Below are 18,585 nucleotides of genomic sequence, written 5' to 3'. Positions count from 1 at the left end.
GTGTAAAAAACTCAAATAAAAACTCTAACACTGAAAAATGATCTCAAAAGGAAATACTTTTTTTGTATTCGGTTTGGAAAGCATTAATTCAATTTTATCGCCATTCATAAGAGGAATTTCCCCTTTGTTCTTGATTTGTTGACGATTAATCCATGTTCCCCATCGACTTTGGTTATCTTCCAGATAAAATTTGCCTGCTGAATCTCGTCTAATCTTAAAATGTTCCTTAATTACTCGTGCGTGTTGTTTTTGAACTCTGGATATGGAATTCAGCCATTCAACATCAAATTGAGAAGGTGAAACCAACGGTAAAATTACATTTCTCCCAAAATGGAAATAGGAACTGGTTGTTGGGATTTTAATTTTTTGATTTATTTGAGGGAATATAAGAAATGCTTCATTGGAGATGGACGGAGCAGAAATGGGAGATCGCGCTTCTCCAACTTGAAAGGGGAAATTTCTAACTGGTTGAATTTTTGCAGGTTCCGGTGTGTGTGTCGGAGAAGGAAAAGCGGGAGTTTCATTACTTGATGGAAATGTCGTAGATTGAGTTACATGTTCAGAATTTGATGATTTTGTGCCTGTTCGGCTTGGGGGTTTATAATCTTTGATCGCTTTAAATGCTTCTTCACTCAGAGGACTTCCACAGAGTTCACAAATAACATCTTTTGCTTTGGTTCTGGACAAACTTATTTGCATTTGTTTACCACAATAGGGACATGAAATTGAGATTTCCATTTTCAAAATATTTTCCTTTTTTCCTTCCTAATCTAATTAGTGTTAAATCATCCTAAAAAATTTATTCTTGCTCAAAAATTAATGAGTAAAAGGAAAAAGAGAAATAAAGATAGAAAAAACGAAAAAGGAAAATTATCGTGCTTTTCTTTTTGTTGATACTTCCATATAATTAGCAAAAATAATTACACCAAAGCCAGCCACATTGTCTGCAATAGCAAAAGTGGATGCTTGTTCAGTCCATGAAAATGAAATTAAGTAGGCAATTCCAAATAAGACACTAAAGACCACAATTATCATTAAAACGGGCTTTACGTAAATATTGTTAATAAATCCCTTAAAACCTGGTTTTTGAGTAGTTTTTTTCTTGCTTTTCTTAGATACACTTTGATGGATTTTCCGAAAATCTACCACCGATGTGGTGGATTCGAATAAAACTATTAATGAGTAAAAGGTCGCTAAAATGATTCCAATTGGAATCAGAATAACAATTGGGCGAGATCCAATGTGCATCCCATATTGTCCAATTGCAATAAATATGATTTGGAGAAGTCCCATAATCCCGAGATAAATTAAGGCCAATCCAAAAGATTTGCCTCTGTTCCATTGAAGTTTCAAAACCATGAGGGTCTAAAGTGTCTAATAAATAAAAAAAAGTATGGATCTAACAGCTGATAAAAACGTGATCAATCTCAATTAATTAATTTTTGCTGCGATTTGAATGGCTTTTCTAATATAAAATCTGATGGCAAAAAGAATTGCATCTCTTCCAACTCCATCAAGCAAATTATTATCAAAATCCATGGTTTGGATGAATATTCCGATTTTTAACTTCTTCTTTTCGACAATATCACGTGCCCGAATTCGAACTTTAACTATTGCCAAAGGTTCATTTAATGAAATCTCTACATCCCAAATCTTTCCATTTGATACGATATTCTCTTTTTCCTCCACATGGATGGTTCCTTTTGCAAAAAAGTGTCGTTTTAGTAGCCCTGAAGAGTCCAAAATGATATCATCATCAATTTCAAATTGAAAACCTGTAGTGTTTAGTTTTTCAAACATTTTTGCTTTGATGGGAATTAATGGTTTCCAAAATTCTGTTTCAAAAATTTTATCTGCATAATTTGCAAGAACTTGATTTTGAATTTCATCTACTACCGACAATAAAGGTTTTGATGCGGAAGAGTTACTAGCCATTAAATAAATTTCATGAAGAATCTCATAATAAATTTAGGAACTTGATGATTTCTTTCAATATAGCTAAAAGAGCTACTTGTTTGAAAAAAAGTTTATTGATTACAAATGCCAAACCTACTTTATATTTATACTAAGTCAAGTGATTATATGCAGAAGGATTATGAATTTTTTGATATCAAGAGTTGTTTTTTCCTTCACAGTCCAGATCTTATTCCTTATAGTATTTTATCTTTTTTTGAATCGCATGGAGGATATAAAAGTCTTACACAGATTGCAGAATCATTTCAACATAATTCTGAAATTGATAATGGCTCAAATTCTGTATATTTGCAGAAAATAAAGCAAGATATTGTAAAAGACGGATCAATTCTTACATTTTGTCAAATGTTAGTAGATCTTCATGGGATTAATAATCCTTTGATAATAGATTTATCGGATTGCCCATCTGAAATCTCCCCTTTCTTGTACTACATGTTATTGAATTCAAAAAATTCTGGGATAACAGCCATAGTTTGGAATCGAACGATAACTAAACCTCAAAAAATTCCGCTATTTATCTTAGAACCCGCTGCGAAATCGTTTGCTCGTCTTATTGCCTTGGGATATCAAACCATTCCAGCAATTCAATGTGCCTATGTCTCCCGAAAAATTCAAACGGGTCAATCATGGAAGCATAAAGAAAAAATATCTCAACCTACAGTGTCTAAATATCTATCAATATTAAAAAAACGAGGAGTTATTACTTCTCATTTTGAAAAAAAGAAAAAGATTTTTACAATTGCACCAGAATTCAGCCATTTATTCTAAATCCTTAATTGACATTGAATTCATGGGAATAGTAATTGTATCTGGGGTGACATGAATTATAAATTGTAATTCTCCCAAATATTGGCTCAGTTTATATAAAATTGGATGCAAACTATTTTCGTTCTCCCGTTTTCCATCTTGAATTATTTGATTTAAATGAGATAAATGAGCCAAGTCTTTTTCCCAATCAATAAAAAGTTGCTCAATGGAGGGAAAATATTGGAGAAGATCTTTGCGCTTTAGTAATGTAAAAGGAATTGAAGTGGTCAGCATAAATAATCGCTTTCCTCCTCGAACGTTGTCTGGGTTATTTATCTGAAATAATCGATTGAAAGAAAGTGAATTCGCAAAAATATGACAAAAAAAGTCTCCTGGTTTATGGAAATCGAAGTATTCGGAGATAAATTGATTCAATCGACCTTCATTGTACCAAGGAAGACCAGTTATAACACGAGGCCCAATTATCAAATCAAAGAAAGATAAAGTTATCTCAACCATATCCTGTTTTAAAAAATCAATTTCCATAATATTTCAAGTAAAAAAAATTATTTTTGTATTTGTAGTTATTGTTTAAAAATAATTTTGACAAACAAAAAGGATGAGGGATTAAAAAAAAGCGTCTGATTTATTTGAGTCTAATTTTTGGAATATTTCTTCTTTCCTTTAAAGGAAGTACTTTTTTGTGGTCGTTTTCCAGCAACATATCGTTTACCCGCTCCTTTGTTAGATCCTCCTGGCTTCGGAAACACTTTGGATTTTCGCCATAAGTTTAAAATGCCTTTATGAAAAATCTCCAAAATGATATCGCCAATGTCTTCTTCAACAAGCCCTTTCCAATCTAGTGATTCTTCCGCCCAATCGTGAATGATACTCGAAGTACGGTAATTAGCTTTTTCAAATGTGACATTTTCTCTTTGGTCTGCATTGGTGAGTACACCTTGTTTTGGATCTCCGTGTGTGTATGTCTTAGGAGGGCAGCGAGGTAAATCTTCTAGATCTATTTCTTCCGTTTGTCCAGGGATAACAAATTTTGTGAATTGTGGAAAATCATAAGGGTAAGAACGGCATTGAATTGGGCGCTGTTTGTAAATTGAACAATGTCCAGTTCCTTGTTTTGGATTGGTATTATAATAGACACAAAAATCCGATTTTTCATCGAAAGATGGATTAAGAACTTTCAATTGATCTAGGATTGCTTGTAAAGTCTGAACGATTGTTTTATCCTTAATCTTTTTCATTATTTCTCGATATTGGTTCGTTAAATTTTTTTGGGAGGGTAATCCTAACCCTGTTATTCCATCCAGATCTTGAACTGGTAATAAGGCACATAAATATAAAGGTATCCATTTTTCTGTTTCATATTCATTTAACCATTTTACCATATCGGAGGGGTACACCCATACATCATGTTGTTCAAAATTGCAACATTTTCCGCAATCATTACATTTAAAGGTCACCTGAGCATCCGGAAATGGTTGCACATAGTTATTTTCTTCCCATTCTTCCAAAACTTCTCCATATACTGCCATCATGGCATCAAGCCATCCATTAAAATAGTCCCTAATTTCTTCGTTTTCCGATAAACTCATTTTTATCCTCTTAAAGTATTCGTTTGCAAATAATAGTATGGCCCGCTTTTACTTTATCCCCTATTTGGGACATTATTTCATAGTGGGTACCTGGTAAAGTGATTCTTACAGTACTACCGAAGGCAATAACTCCTATTCGTTGTCCTTCTGTTATCTGATCGCCGGGCTTAACAAAGGGTTTGGCCCGTCGAAAAAAAGCACCACATATTAAGTAGTATTCAAAATAATTTCCCTCCAGATCACGCATCTGGATAATTGCTCGAGCATTTTTTCGAATTGCTTGGGATTCAGATCCAACTGTCTTTTTAAAAAAATATACCCAATGATGACGTCCTCCTTTGCGAATCACTTTTGTAACCATCCCCGAAAGATGGGCTCGAGTTACATGCACATTATTATAATGCATTTCAACATAAATCGCTGTATCTCCTGCTTCTTCTTCTATAGCAATTAAATTCCCATCTGCAGGACATAAAATGGTTTTTCCTGGAACATGGTTTGGATGGGGGGTTCTTTCTGGATCACGGAAAAAAGAAGCCAATAATAGTATTCCAGAAACTGTTGGAAAGGTAATCACAAAAAAATATGCCCAAGGATTATATTTTGTTGGAAGAGAATAAATATGCCATGCTATATCTGCAATAATGCACGGGGTTATCCAAAACCACATTTCTTTGGCAAATTTCATTACCTTATTTAATGAATGGGAATCAAAAAATTTTGTGTTTAGCTAGATTTTTTTTTCTTCTTCTCCCACTGTTCCGCCAACAAGCTGTAACAAAAGACATCTCGAAACTTTTCTTCCTTTAGAACAAATTGTCGATTTAACCCTTCACGTTGGAAATCCATTTTTTCAAAAAGGGCTATAGATCGTTGATTAGTAGTAAAAATATGACATTGTAATCGATTAATGAACAAATCTCCAAACGCGTGATCAGTGATTAGATGAAGTGCTTCGCTTCCATATCCACGTTTCCAATAAGAATTTCCTATCCAAATCCCAATTTCTCCCCGTTTGTGGGAAAATGATATATTATAGATGCTTATTTGTCCTACAATCATTTGAGTTTTGTTTTCTATAATTGTATACGTAAAATCTTGATTCATTTTCCATTGATTTGTTATGAAAATAATGTATCGGCGAAATTCTTCGATGTCATCTATATTGATAGTTAGATTATCCATTACTCCTGGTGAAACTACTTGTTCATATAATCCCCGTGTATGTTCGATCCCCGTTTTTTTTAAGATGATATTCTCCCCTAAAATGGCGTGTTTCTTCCGATAACTTTTTCGGGTAAGATTTCTTCGGATTCCCATTGATATACCTTACTTTGTTTTAATGCTAAATTAAAATTTGGATTCGGGGTAAATTTATTTATTTGATATCTGCAATTAAATAATCCAATGGAAGATCAGTTTGAAAATTATTTCAATTCGAATCAAAAAAAAGCCCTTTTTAGGAAAATTCTTCCAGAATGGGGCAATTACGGAATATTATTTATGCTTGCTGCCGGTGTTTTTTTTCTGTCTTCTTTGAATCGCTTGACTCCTCTTCTTATGCTAAGTTTTCTCCTCTTTCATTTCTTTATTTGTGGCTTAACTCGTTTCAATGAGCACGAAGCTCACCCTATTTGGCATTTTAATCGAGGAAATCAGGGTCTCCTTATTTTTTCCATCGGTTTGGTGTCTTTGGGCTATTTTATTACTTATTTTTTAGATAATGGATCGGGAACTGTCTTAGATGCTAATATTCGGGCGAATTTAGTTGTGAAATATTCTTATGTTATGGTGTTGTGGGCAATTGTTGCAAGTATTTCACCCTTGGGAATTTATTTTGTAGTTTCGAGTGTTGTTTTGTGGTTCCCTTTTCTAGTCCGCATGATTTCATCCATAAACACTCCATTTATGCTTTATATTAATGTTATAGTGGTTGCTTTTCTATCCCTTGGAGTCTGGATTACGCAATGTGTTTTTCTCTACAAAAGTATTTTTAATCGAGAAGATCATGGACCGAATAATCAAAAATTTCATCAATACGGTATTTTACTGGGAAATCTGGGCTCATTGATTTCAGTTTGTTTGATAATCCTTGAAAATTTTTTGTGGAGCTTCATTGAAAGCTGGTTAATCCATGTTTGATTGTAAAACGATCGTATGATATTCACCCCTTATATTTTTTTTTATAACAATCGTGTTGTGGTGCCCGTCTCTATAAAAGGATTTATAAATAACTCACCACTTTTAAAGAATAGTATTTAAATAAAAAAAAGCGAAAAAGTGATTTTTATAATGTCAGAAGAAGAAAAATTTACATATAAGATAGAAAACGTTGTTGCAACTGTAACTGTTGATATTGACGAAAAAATGGACTTAAATATTATTGCCCGAAAGTACTCTGATGTCGAATATAATCCAGAACGATTCCCTGGGTTAGTCATGCGAATCATGGAACCTAAAGCAACCATTTTGGTCTTTTCTACTGGAAAAATGGTCGTTACTGGTATGAGACGAGCCGATGAAGCAGAAACCGTTGTAAATGATGTAATTAAGAGAATTTCTAAATGCAAAATCAATATTTCCAATCCTGAAATTATTATTCAAAACATCGTAGCTAGTGGAGATCTTAAATGTTCTATTGATTTAAACATGGCTGCCGTAGTTATGGAATACAGCATGTATGAACCAGAAGTTTTTCCGGGCTTAATTTATCGGATGCAACAACCAAAAACAGTGTTTCTTATCTTTTCCACAGGACGAATTGTGTGTACTGGAGGAAAAACCAAAGAAATTGTTCGGGAAGCATGTGAAAAATTATATTATGCAGTCCGCGAATACGATGTTGCTCGAGAACCTGGTGAGGAACCAACTTTTGAAGAAGAAGAAGAAATGTCTTTTCTCTAATTTTCTTTTTTTTCAATTTCAATTTTCTTTTTCTTGTTTACCATTTTGTCCTTCATTTAATCAAAAATCATAAATCTTTTCAAGCGAAAAATGTCATTTAAAACTAGTGAATTTTGATAGCCTTAATCTTTTGAAGGAACATATAATCGGTGAGATTCTTTCCCTCCTAAATGCAAAAAATTTTTGTTTCCCTGAAGAATTGAAGTTTGAATTTGATTTTACTGATGAATATTCCCTATCCCATCTCGAAAGTAAAATCTTACAGGCAGCAAATCTTGGGTTATTTGAAAATGCCCTCAAAGCATTTAGCTTGTCAAAATTTCAGTTGGCAGATCCGTTAAAAATAGGGACTACTGATCCTTTAGTATCTTTTATAATGGTTCTCCTCGAAAATTCTGAAAATTATGTTTCATTTTTAGGTGATGCGCGGGAAATTGAAGGACTAAATCTGCAATTGATTCAAAATTATTATCATTATCAACTTAAATATCAATTTCGTTTAAAATGGAATTTTAGTGAGCAAAACTTCACAGTGAATCCTCACAAAACTAATCGCAAACATAAAGAAAAAGGTATTTTTTATACAGCTGATTCCCTCTGTGAAAAAATGGTTAATGAAACTTTAGGAACATTTTTGGATGATAAATTGCGACGTCTTTCTAATATTTTATCAAAAACTAAAGGAATTTCCCCTCTTGTATCCAATTCACCTCCAATAAATGCAATATCTTCATTGTTGGATGATGTTTCTTCAATCACAATCTGTGATCCTTCTATGGGTACAGGTGCTTTTTTACGGGCGAGTTTTACCTATCTTTGCAATCGTAGACATGAGTTTTGTACACTTCTTGATAAAAATTTGAATCTTACTAGCAATTTATCTGATAATTCTTCTTTAACGATGTTTTTTGATACGCAACTAAGTTATAAAAAGTGGGAACGGCATATTCTTACTCACATGCTTTATGGGGTTGATTTAGATGGGTTTGCTCAACAGCTTGCCTCAAAAATTCTTGTTCTCTCTTCCAAACAATTTTATCCTGATTTATTACGGGATTTTACTCCTTTAAATTTAAATTTCCGTTATGGAGATGCGGTAATTTCTCCCACAATTTCTCCTGCTTTCATTTCTTCTATCCAACCATTCAAATTTGATATAGAACAGTTAGTTATTCTACGGGAGAAATCTCGGTTAAGTACCAACTCAAAACAAATCATGTCTGCATTAAAGCAACTTTCTCTCCTCAAAGAGCAAATCTTGGCTCAATATTATGCAGAAATGCCAACTCCCTATCATGATATTTATATGCAAAATTCGTTTTCATGGATATTAGAGTTTCCTGAAATTTTTAGCCGAACCCTATTTGATATTACTGAAAAACATAATGGATTTGATATCATTCTAAATAATCCACCATGGGAAATGAATCAAATCAATGACAATGAGTTTTTTAATTCATATTATCCTAATTTTGCTGATTTAGCGGTAGTTCAAAAAAAGAAAAAGAAGCTTCAATTATTAAATAATGAACTTATCTCGAAAAATTATTTTCAATATATCCAGCTCATCAAATCAAAGAATGATTATTGGAAACATTTTTTTCATCTTCAAGGGGAGAACAAACTAAATCTCTACAAACTGTTTCTGGAACGGATCCTCTCTTTAGGTAATTCCTCTGGATATTGTTCTATCATTATTCCTGCTGGGTTATTGGGTGAAGAACGTGCAAATCGGTTACGTATTGAATTGGTGGAACGAACTCAAATCTTACATATCACTTTAAGCTATACAGGAAAAGATTTTTTCCCAAATATTGCTGCTGGAATGCCCTTGATTGTCCTCACTTTCCACAATTCTGGTCCCACTACTAATCTCAAATTTGCATTTTTCAATGCAAGGAATCTTCATAATGATGATCATGTATCACTTTCCCTCAAGTTTCTGCAACAAATATCTCCCAATTTTCACAATACCCAGAAGTTTCTTGAAAATTCATTCGCCATTCCTCTCATAACTCATCATGATGAGAAAGATCTCATTATGCTTCTTCACCAATATCCCACTCTTGCTAAGGGATGGGGGTTCGATACCAAAAGGGAACTCAATCGAACCGATGATGAAAAAAATGGAGTCATCCAACAGGAACCTTCTCTTATTCCTGTTTTGGAAGGAAAATATCTTGTACATTATGGCTATTCTATAAGTGCTGTGAAATATTTTATTGCTCCTAAAATTGATTATAAAGAATATAAGCCTATTTTTCAATATGAACGGATAGTTTGGCGGAATGTCTCAAATATTCAATTGCGAAGGCGATTGTTTTTTGCTATCATCCCTTCTGGGATAGCCACGGTGAATTCTCTGAATTATATAACTCCATATCGAATTCTGCGCAATGGTCATTCTGAAGAAAAAAAAATCATATCTCGATCCGAAATGTTCTATTTATTAGGCTTGCTTGGTTCTCTCGTCGCCGAGTATTGGATCCGTCTTTTTAGTACTAATAATAATGTCAATCAATATCTTGTGAAAAGTATTCCTCTTCCCTTTTACGAGTCTTCGAATCCTCTGCATGAAGAATTGATTTTTCAAGTCACCCAATTTCAAAATAAATCAGCAAGATGGGCCGATCAGATGGTTCAGCTTGGTCGCGATTATCGCCAAAAAAATCTACTTGAACAACAATATTGGGCCGATTTAGCACAAATTGATGCGTTGGTGTTTAAGATTTATTGTTTGAATATAAAGCAAATAAAACAAATCTTTGATCGATTTCCCAAAATTGCCATGGTTTACAAAAAATTGGTGATTCAATACTTTCAAAACCTCTAATTGAAGAAAATTGTAATAGGAAATTTAAATTCTAACAATTCTTTGATAAATTGCAATATAATTGTAAAGTATTTGTATGGTGCGAGGGATGGCAACAGGAATTGTAAAATGGTTTAATTATAAGAAAGGTTATGGGTTTATTTCTCTTATTGATGATTCTGAGAACGCAAAAGATGTATTTGTCCATTTTTCTGCAATAGTTGGAGAATCAGATCAATTCAAAACGTTACATCAAGAAGATAAAGTAACTTTTGAGATTGTCGATGGAGATAAAGGACTAGTGGCCCAAAATGTCGTTGTGATTGAAGCGGCCCCAAAACCCGTAAAAAAAAACAAAAGCGAATCAGTTGAAGCGTTATAATCGCGATATTTTTTCTCGGTCATTTTTTCTTTTTGAACACTTCTAAAAATTGATTCCATCCAAATTCGTTTATTTAAATTTTCAAGACGAATTTGGGCCAAAGTTTGGCTTCAATCGTTCCTAAGTTCAGATCTTCGATTCGTTTGATAATTTTTTTGCCTCGATAGAGAAACTGAGTGGCTGTCACATCGGAAAAGATATATGTTCCATCTTCTACCTCCTGTTCACATACAAAGAATCTTTCTCCATCAATTTCAAGAACTTCCCTAACCTGATTAATATGGGGTAGTTTGTATCCTCCTCCATGCGGAAGGACATTTAAGTTCTTTAAATTTTTGAGAACGCCTAATTTTTTAGCTCGATTTTCAAATCCAAGATCATCAATTTGTTCATCGGTTAAATTAGGGAGAGCAGTTATTAAATACGAAGGTAGATCAGATCGAAGGGCGACTGGAAACAATTTACTTTTTTCTTCTGTGATATGTTGAGCACCCAATAGTATTTCTCCATAGGACAGGAGTCCTTGATGAACTGGGTTCGAAAGAGTTTCAAATTTTCCAAAAAGAATCTCCGCTGCCATCACTCGTTTTTTGGCGGCTAGTTCCTTTGCGTACTGATAAAAGTGGTAATATTGTTTTGCATTTCTCCCTTCTAGGTAGAAAATGTTACCAAAAGGTGTCTTGATTGATTGGGACATATCACGTAATTCGGGTGATTGATCGTAATATAATCCTGGTCCTTTTTCCGTAGCTTTTCGCAATTCGGGGACAGAACCGTGAATAATGAACATATAGGGGGGTAGATGTAAATCACTTTTGATTGCAAGCTTTGTCTCAAACACATCGATGAAATGGTTGCTTTTCTTATAGTCCCATTCGAGCTTTATATTATCCAGATATATCTCTGAATCCAACACTTTATTGATATTTTTAATTATTTGATCGGGTTTTGGAAGGTTTTCCAAACCACCCACCAGCATTCCACACGCGTTGGGTTTCGTATCGACGAAAATCAATGGGTCATTTGGATCTCCAGTCGTTAATTTACCTCCATAACCATATCCCGAAGACCACCTCCTGGAATTACGAGAAATCGTTTCATCGGGAGTCGATATAAATGTTGCATTCGGGGATATACCTAACTTGTGCTGTGCATAGTGTATCTTTGCCAATCCATAAGTAAAATTGGCCCGACATAGGCTTGCTGCTCCATCATCCACACCCAGTGAAAAATAGTGTTTTCTCGCATTGAGAAGCAAATCAGTTTTATTCATATAGGAAATGGCTTGCATAACACATTTATGTTACTCTACTGATAAAAATCTACTTGAATTATTTGAGATCCTTGCTTATGTGTAAGTATACATCGTTATGAAGTCGTTGTAATTAACTAATTTCCACTGGAAAGGAAGAATTATCAAATCATTATTCGTTATTTATAAAAATGTTTTTGGAAATCAACATCAGAATATTTCATTTTTTTTTGGGAATTTAGATCAGAAAACTTCCAAATTTCATAAAATGATGATTGGGAACCCTATTGAAGTTTTTTTGGAAAAATAAATAAAAATAATCCATTTTTCATATCAATGGTACATCGGGAAACTGAGTCTCAATTCAATTAATTTTAATTCTGCTGGTTTTTAAAAAAACACACTTCTGTATAACTGGTTAGGAAAAAAAGATAAAAATTCCAACTTCTCTCTCAACGTTATTTTACACATGGATATCGACCAAAATCCCTCGATTTTTATATATTATATTTATATTTGCAAAATTGTCAATTTAGTTAGAAACATTCCAATAATTACCTCTGGCCTTAGAAATCTTCTCGAACTAAATAATAAATGAATGGGGTCTTCTCACTATATCAAATAATTTGCGTGAAACAAGTACATGATACTTACCTCTAATAATACAAGTGAATTAAATTTGGATGACGATGCTGAAAATACTCAAAACTATGCCAGTATTCAGTCTGAAGCCCTCGTAAGTTATGAAGACCCTCATAATTTATTTAGTTCTCACCTCAGCTCCTTAATTACGGAATTCGGTCATAAATCTGGACTCATCTACTACACGAATCCCAAAATTTATCAAGATGAAACTATTGTTGCTGATGGTTTGATTTTAAACGATACACAATTTTTACAATATCGATTAACAAGTCAAGGTGATGGTAAAAACCTGGCTGCGCAATTCGATATTGATGCTGGAAAAATAGCACATGTCAAAGCCCTCCAATTTATCTATACAACTGATCTATCTTGGGAAAAATTGATAGAAATAAGTCTAAAATATCAAAGAATGGATGTAATGCTGTTTATTGTCGGTTTATCCTGGCCCCTTCAATCTGAGCAATTTATTTCCCTTCCCCAAGACAATCAAATCGAATTTCCTGAAAATATCAGAATCATTAGACATAATCTCTTTGCTGATTTAGTTGGATTAGAAGATAATTACAAGATGCAATATAATTTGATTATTCATTACTGCCAATCTAACAATATCAAAGCCTTAAAACAAATTCTTCATTCACTAAACAATCCTCTTTACACTAATATTAATCTAAAAGATGCTCTCAAACGAAAAGGATTGATAAAGAATAAAATTCAAGAATTCTTCACATCTGGTGATAATAAACCTGACGTCAGGGAAATAATCATTACTGTGAAGTGTCCAACCTGTCAGATGACAAAAAAAATTGGCTTTCCAATAAATCTCATTAATAAATCCAAACCTCTGAATACTATTTCGATCCCCGCACAATTGGTTTGTGATCATCACTTTCAAGCCTTTGTGGATCAAAATTTAAAAGTTCGCGGTTATCAGAAGGTCGATGTCGTTTTAGAATAGCTGATATCATGATTTTTACGAGTTAATAATTATTAACAAAAAGAGAATCGAACAGAAATATATAATTTTCACCCCAAAATCTATGATTGCCAGATTAGTCATTTCTAAATTTTGAGTTTGCATTTAAAAAAAAGGATAAAAAGAGTTCTAACGATACTTTTTAAAAAAGCATCTTTAAAAATTTGTATATTTAACTGTCTTCTTTGTGTTTTAGCGAAATTTGAGTTGTTTCGAGCAAATCAAAATATAGTTTTTTAAAAAATCTTAATTCTCGTTCTAGCTCCGCTATTCGTCGATCTTTCAAATCTTCAGACTCTGCAAAGTTTTGCATCTTTACTAGAGTAGTATTTGACATACCAGAGCCAAATTTGAGTTTCAATTTTTCTTGAATTTCATTATAGGGTATGTTTTTATCGAGTAATAATTGCGCAAATTGTAGTTTTTCTAGGCTTGATTTGGGCATTTATTCATCAATCTCCGTTTGGTTAGGATTATTTTGTGACTTAATTTGAAAAATTGTGTTGTTATGAGTAGAAAGTAATGACGCTTCTCGATAATCATTGTATTCATGATTAGTTTTCATCTTTGCTTGAATAATGGCAAAAATTGAACCTCCTCCAATCAAAGTTAGTAAAAAATAAAAACTTAAATTAAGAAATATTGAGGATGTGTTTCTAGTTGAAGCTGCGAGTGTTCTTAACCAAAAATAATAATCCACCCCTTGTTCACCATTTGTAAGTCCATAAAGTGTAATAGTTCTCAATATTATTGATATGCCCAAATAAATCAGTATGAGATGTATAACGGCCATGGTTTTAATATTTTTTTTTTGTTCTGTTGTTTTTTTAGAACCTAATCTATTTAAGCTGTATTTCCATTTTTGAGTGATTCGTTTAAAATGAACCGATAAACTTGCATTATTTATCAGATTTGGAGAAAATTTGAAGGCTGAGAATATCTCATCGCGAACTCGGGATCTCGTTTTGAAAGTTTGGAACAAATTATGAATTTCAATCACACTTAAGATGATTGTTAAAAAGACTAAAAGAGCAAAAACTAAATAAAAATATGTCGTTTTAACAACAAATTGAGTATAATATTTTTTTTGAAGGGTAAAATACATAAAACAATCCGCAATTAGACCCAAAAAGAAAAATGAATAAGCTAAAAAACGTTTTTGTTTTTGAGGTGTGTGAGACAGAATTTGAAAGGTTGAAATCAAAAGATATCCCCACAATATTCGAAAAATGTAATATAGGGGAGAATATGAGTTGAAAATTGGTGTGATGGAAATGAATAAATAAAGAATCATCCCCATAATGTTCCAACTTAAATTTTGTTTTTGAATTTCCATTATTACATTTTAATGATAACACCTTTAAATATATTATCATTTTATGATAATTTGGATAATGTGAGATTTTGATTTTTTTATACTGTGATTAAACTATTGATCAAAATTTGAAAATTCGCGTGTATTAGAATGTTAATGTTGTTTTAGAGAAAATATATTAGTGATTTTTGATAGATTATCAATAACTGGCAAATTTAAAATGAATTGGACCAAAAAATGATTTCTATATCAAATAAAGGCTTTCTGAGATTAGTGATAATGTCAATTTTAGTCAATATTCAAAAAAATAAAAACAATCATACTTCTCTCGATTTTTTTTTTCTTATGTTGAAATTGGTATCAGATAGTTCATTTTTTTAATTGAATTGTTCAATAAATTTTTTATATTATGGAATGATATTTACATTAGGCAAAAATATGCACTCGTTGTATAGCGGTTAGTATCTCAGCCTGCCACGTTGGGGAGCCGGGTTCAAATCCCGGCGAGTGCACCATTTTAATTTCCCGTGTGAGTCATTTTTCTAAATTTGTTCTTCTAAATTATTGAATGTCAAAATTATCAAAATCAAACTAAAGTATGGTTCTATTAAAGATGTATTGATAATTAATTGTTCAAGTATTAAATTTCCCATCAACTTCGGTTTACTGGTAATATATTTATTTAATATTTTCACATCCATTAATAACAAAATGAAGGATCCACCAACAGGCTAAATTTTCCTTTTTATTTTTTCTTTATATTCTCATCTAATTGATATGATCCAGAGTCATACTTCATGGCGACTTTTCGCGCTTCTTCGAGTCGCTTGGGTCTTAAAAATTTAATTAAGAATAAAGGGATCCCAATAAAATTAATTAATACTAGAATCCCTTCCAAAATGTTCCCATTTAGAAAAAGAAATATTGATCCTAAAAGGCAAACACATGGAATGGGTATTAATTTAAACAAATCCATCTCCTTATTTTTAAGATATTGATAATAGCAAGGATAACAATAGGTCTTGTCTCGAAATTCTGGGTCCTTAATCACTTTCACACAATCATGACAAAGATTTTTTCCACATTTTTCGCAAAGAAATTTTCTTTGAGTATTGTGATAAAAACAATTTTGAATTTTTTGAAGTTCCATGGTAAAAATTAGTATTTATCCAAAATGTTTTCTTTGAAAAAGAAGGGAAGGTGTATGGATGGCCCAAAAATATTGGGCTAAATTTATTTGGATAAGTGTGTTGAATTTATATGTTGGAAATTTGTTAGGCGATTGTGTGAAGATCCATATGGACCAGAAAATCACGTGGAAACGATTTTTGTGGATTGTGTTTATAATAGGGCAGATCAATTTCTATGTGCCCAAAACAAATTATGATCTTGAAACTGTAGATGCGGAATCGTCCAAAACAATCTTGAATATTAATCCGAAAAAAATTTATTCTAATGAAAATGAGACTTCTGATGCAAATTTTGACCTTATAGAAAATAATACCGTGGGATTTCGGGTCCTTACTCCAAATAATAAAACATTTTTCCGGTCATTTCCATCCCTCCAATTGGAAATTTTAAATACGACAGTGATCGAATCAAATGAGGGTTACTGGTGGAGAATCTCCAACATTTCTGATGAAGTGGATTTGGATTCATTAGATCCCTTTAATCCCTTGAATTCAAATATGGTCTCAACATTATTCAATATCACGCTAAAAGAGAAATGGGATCAAACAAATGAAACAATTCCCATTTTTGTCCAATTTTTTATTAAAATCAATAGTTCTGTTAATTATACTTATTCCCTTAATATAACAAAAGATCTTCATGCTCCGACATTTGATTTGGGATTTCAACTCACTCAGAATGGACAACTTATTAAATATCATGATAACCCCTTTTATTTTACTGAAAGCCCATTAGTCTATTTGTGGATTACAGATAACGTTGCTAATGATGTTGAAGTCTATTTTACAGTAAATAATCGAAAGTATAGTGATTTTGGGTACGCAAACAATCCAACGACATATTTTTTCAATGGGACAATGTCTTCCATTATTCTCCAAGATTTCCAAAATATGCCAGAAGGTCAAAATGTCATCTATATTTACGTAAATGATACAGCAGGCAATCCAACATCTTCCTATGAAATTACTTTTATCAAAGATACTATTCCACCTGCGTTTGAAAGCGGTGATCCAAATACATTTTGGGCACAAAACGGTAATGTTTCACTTAAATCCGTTTATAATCCGATATATGATGCTTATGAATTTGATGAACAGCCAACATTATATTTCAGCTTTAAGGATGACGATATTTCAAATTTTAAAATATACGTAAATTTGACGCGGAATCACCGAAGCATTCATTCCGATTTTGTAGATATGGAGGATCCAACAATTGATTATATTTCATTAATCCCCATTCAACGTTCTAAGGGAGAATTTTATGTGGTATTTCCAGATCAAATATGGGAAGCGATGAAATTCAACGATTTACTACTTCGCATCGAATTGGAAGATCGAGCCGGGAATATTGGTTCTTTTACTTTGAAAATCACTCGAATTGCATCTCTATCTGCTCAACTTAACTATTTCATTGCTTTTTTAGTTTTATTAGGTATTATTGTAATTACTATTGTGTTTACTTTTCTTTATTCTCCGATTTATGATCGGTTATGGAAACGCCATAATCCTCTTGAAAAAGATTTGCAAACTCTTGATCCAGAGTTATTGGATGTTGTCCTTCCTCCAATCGATGCTGTTAAATCACATCGTCTCTTAGAATTTTCTCAATTGAATGCAAATAATTTGCAAGTCCAAGGTGCAATTCCTCCTGATGTGGAAGAAATTTTAACTTCTCCCATGCAAATAGTCGATTTAGATGAAATCCGTATGTTATTGACGAAATTTAAGATGGATTCCCTGCAGCAAGAAGAATTTATTCGGGAAATGGTGGCGTTATCTCCCGCTGAACGGTTTGAGTTCATACAGAATTTCATGAGTACAGATGAAGATGATTTTGAAGATATTTCCGATGATGACGATTTTTTTTAGAACTTCAGATATCAAATTCATTACCTCATCTTGAAAAAATGAGTTAAGAAATTTTCTATAAATTTTTAATAATAGAGGTTTTATAGTTACATTATAGTAGGATCGTGTGGAATTTTTATGAAATTTGAACCCCTGTCAGAAATTGAAATCAATGCCTATAAGGTCATGCAAAAATATATGAAAAAATTGAAGCATTTCGATCTAAATACGATTCTACCAATATGTTATAGGATTCTGGGCAGCAAATATTCTGAAACTGAGATTACTAAAGCGGTTAATACTCTGATTCAAAAACGATATTTTATTCAGGGGACTTCACTCACTAAAGATGAAATTTCTTCAAATCGAGTACGTCAAAAGATTTTACATTTTATTCAAAGAAATCCTGGAGCTTATAATCGATTGATTCGCCGAGAATTAAATTTGGGCTCCAATGAATTCAATTGGCACATGGGAATGTTAGAAAAATTTGGTTTTACCAAGAAAATTCAGTACAATCGAAGTTTTGGCTATTTTGAAAATAAAACCTACATGAATCATGAATTTGACTTATTTTTATTACAAAATGACAAAATTAAGCTCATTATTGACTTCTTAAAGGATCATAATGCAACTTTGAGTCAAGTCGCTAAAACATTGGATATGCATTATAGTACCGTCCAAAAACATTTACAGATTTTGGAGGAACGGAGTCTTGTTTTAACAGAATTGACTAATAATGGTAAACATAAGTATTATACAGTGAACGATGATTTATTGATTAAGTTGCAGAAGATCATTAATGGGCAAGTTTTTATTGAGTTTGCTTAATGGGAAAAAGGGATAAAGTCACATCATTTTATTGTTATGAATTGGAACCGCTTCCGTTGTTAGATGAAAGGAAAGAAAAAAATTTTTTTACTTATT

General features: G+C 32.5%; 19 protein-coding genes and 1 tRNA gene. 9 read left to right on the top strand and 11 right to left on the bottom strand.

The genetic code is table 11. From position 1 onward, the window contains the following. Positions 1-24 precede the first annotated feature (24 nt). The 3 genes from NEF87_RS06960 to NEF87_RS06950 all read right to left on the bottom strand — a co-directional run bounded on the left by NEF87_RS06960 (position 25) and on the right by NEF87_RS06950 (position 1,935). Complete coding sequence (locus NEF87_RS06960) at positions 25-738, bottom strand: FHA domain-containing protein (protein WP_457919202.1); 714 nt, start codon at positions 736-738, stop codon at positions 25-27. 132 nt (positions 739-870) lie between these two features. Beyond that, complete coding sequence (locus NEF87_RS06955; protein WP_371805723.1) at positions 871-1,359, bottom strand: hypothetical protein; 489 nt, start codon at positions 1,357-1,359, stop codon at positions 871-873. Between the two features lie 72 nt (positions 1,360-1,431). Then, positions 1,432-1,935, bottom strand: a complete 504-nt coding sequence (locus tag NEF87_RS06950; protein ID WP_457919201.1) for a hypothetical protein — start codon at positions 1,933-1,935, stop codon at positions 1,432-1,434. Between the two features lie 105 nt (positions 1,936-2,040). Here NEF87_RS06950 and NEF87_RS06945 point away from each other — a divergent pair, with 105 nt between their 5' ends. Continuing rightward, positions 2,041-2,742, top strand: a complete 702-nt coding sequence (locus NEF87_RS06945; RefSeq protein WP_457919200.1) for a hypothetical protein — start codon at positions 2,041-2,043, stop codon at positions 2,740-2,742. Here NEF87_RS06945 and NEF87_RS06940 read toward each other — a convergent pair. From NEF87_RS06940 to NEF87_RS06925, 4 genes are all read right to left on the bottom strand, one after another. After that, positions 2,734-3,267: a hypothetical protein gene (locus NEF87_RS06940; RefSeq protein WP_457919199.1), complete on the bottom strand. Its 534-nt coding sequence runs from the start codon at positions 3,265-3,267 to the stop codon at positions 2,734-2,736. The genes NEF87_RS06945 and NEF87_RS06940 overlap by 9 nt on opposite strands. 110 nt (positions 3,268-3,377) lie before the next feature. After that, positions 3,378-4,331 carry a YkgJ family cysteine cluster protein gene (locus NEF87_RS06935; RefSeq protein ID WP_457919198.1) on the bottom strand — a complete coding sequence of 318 codons (954 nt, stop codon included), beginning with the start codon at positions 4,329-4,331 and terminating at the stop codon, positions 3,378-3,380. Positions 4,332-4,341: 10 nt separating this feature from the next. Further along, a complete protein-coding gene (locus tag NEF87_RS06930; protein WP_457919197.1) occupies positions 4,342-5,019 on the bottom strand; it encodes a phosphatidylserine decarboxylase in 678 nt (225 codons plus the stop codon). 38 nt (positions 5,020-5,057) lie between these two features. After that, complete coding sequence (locus tag NEF87_RS06925) at positions 5,058-5,651, bottom strand: GNAT family N-acetyltransferase (RefSeq protein WP_371805717.1); 594 nt, start codon at positions 5,649-5,651, stop codon at positions 5,058-5,060. 87 nt (positions 5,652-5,738) lie between these two features. Between NEF87_RS06925 and NEF87_RS06920 the strand changes: the two genes are divergently transcribed. The 4 genes from NEF87_RS06920 (at position 5,739) to NEF87_RS06905 (ending at position 10,429) form a co-directional block, all read left to right on the top strand. Continuing rightward, the gene (locus tag NEF87_RS06920) at positions 5,739-6,473 is read left to right on the top strand and encodes a hypothetical protein (protein ID WP_457919196.1); all 735 of its coding nucleotides are present in this window, start codon (positions 5,739-5,741) and stop codon (positions 6,471-6,473) included. Positions 6,474-6,623: 150 nt separating this feature from the next. Beyond that, positions 6,624-7,235: a TATA-box-binding protein gene (locus tag NEF87_RS06915; protein ID WP_371805715.1), complete on the top strand. Its 612-nt coding sequence runs from the start codon at positions 6,624-6,626 to the stop codon at positions 7,233-7,235. Positions 7,236-7,341: 106 nt separating this feature from the next. After that, complete coding sequence (locus NEF87_RS06910) at positions 7,342-10,068, top strand: Eco57I restriction-modification methylase domain-containing protein (RefSeq protein ID WP_457919195.1); 2,727 nt, start codon at positions 7,342-7,344, stop codon at positions 10,066-10,068. An 88-nt stretch (positions 10,069-10,156) separates the two neighbouring features. Beyond that, on the top strand, positions 10,157-10,429 hold the full coding sequence (locus tag NEF87_RS06905) for a cold-shock protein (protein ID WP_457919194.1): 273 nt from the start codon (positions 10,157-10,159) through the stop codon (positions 10,427-10,429). A gap of 73 nt (positions 10,430-10,502) precedes the next feature. Here NEF87_RS06905 and NEF87_RS06900 read toward each other — a convergent pair whose 3' ends face one another. Continuing rightward, entirely contained in the window at positions 10,503-11,720 is a 1,218-nt protein-coding gene (locus NEF87_RS06900) for a hypothetical protein (protein WP_457919193.1), read from the bottom strand. 604 nt (positions 11,721-12,324) lie between these two features. Here NEF87_RS06900 and NEF87_RS06895 point away from each other — a divergent pair. Next, positions 12,325-13,284 carry a hypothetical protein gene (locus tag NEF87_RS06895; RefSeq protein WP_457919192.1) on the top strand — a complete coding sequence of 320 codons (960 nt, stop codon included), beginning with the start codon at positions 12,325-12,327 and terminating at the stop codon, positions 13,282-13,284. 190 nt (positions 13,285-13,474) lie between these two features. Here the strand turns inward: NEF87_RS06895 and NEF87_RS06890 are convergent, their stop codons facing one another. Together NEF87_RS06890 and NEF87_RS06885 are read right to left on the bottom strand one after the other, a co-directional pair. Continuing rightward, positions 13,475-13,747: a hypothetical protein gene (locus tag NEF87_RS06890; protein ID WP_457919191.1), complete on the bottom strand. Its 273-nt coding sequence runs from the start codon at positions 13,745-13,747 to the stop codon at positions 13,475-13,477. Next, the gene (locus NEF87_RS06885) at positions 13,748-14,638 is read right to left on the bottom strand and encodes a hypothetical protein (RefSeq protein ID WP_457919190.1); all 891 of its coding nucleotides are present in this window, start codon (positions 14,636-14,638) and stop codon (positions 13,748-13,750) included. Between the two features lie 419 nt (positions 14,639-15,057). Here NEF87_RS06885 and NEF87_RS06880 point away from each other — a divergent pair. Further along, positions 15,058-15,132, top strand: a tRNA-Gly gene (locus tag NEF87_RS06880). A gap of 230 nt (positions 15,133-15,362) precedes the next feature. On the opposite strand, the gene NEF87_RS06875 is transcribed toward NEF87_RS06880, so the two are convergent. Beyond that, on the bottom strand, positions 15,363-15,587 hold the full coding sequence (locus NEF87_RS06875) for a hypothetical protein (protein WP_457919189.1): 225 nt from the start codon (positions 15,585-15,587) through the stop codon (positions 15,363-15,365). A 238-nt stretch (positions 15,588-15,825) separates the two neighbouring features. Here NEF87_RS06875 and NEF87_RS06870 point away from each other — a divergent pair, with 238 nt between their 5' ends. Then, on the top strand, positions 15,826-17,679 hold the full coding sequence (locus NEF87_RS06870; RefSeq protein ID WP_457919188.1) for a hypothetical protein: 1,854 nt from the start codon (positions 15,826-15,828) through the stop codon (positions 17,677-17,679). A 117-nt stretch (positions 17,680-17,796) separates the two neighbouring features. Next, positions 17,797-18,489, top strand: coding sequence for a hypothetical protein (locus NEF87_RS06865; protein WP_371805683.1), 693 nt, complete (start codon positions 17,797-17,799; stop codon positions 18,487-18,489). Positions 18,490-18,585 lie beyond the last annotated feature (96 nt).

This window comes from Candidatus Lokiarchaeum ossiferum (assembly GCA_025839675.1).
GTDB classification, from domain to species: Archaea; Asgardarchaeota; Lokiarchaeia; order Sigyniarchaeales; family Promethearchaeaceae; genus Lokiarchaeum; species Lokiarchaeum ossiferum.
The sequence above is the reverse complement of the archived record's forward strand: the minus strand, read 5'-3'. Positions and strand labels throughout refer to the sequence as shown.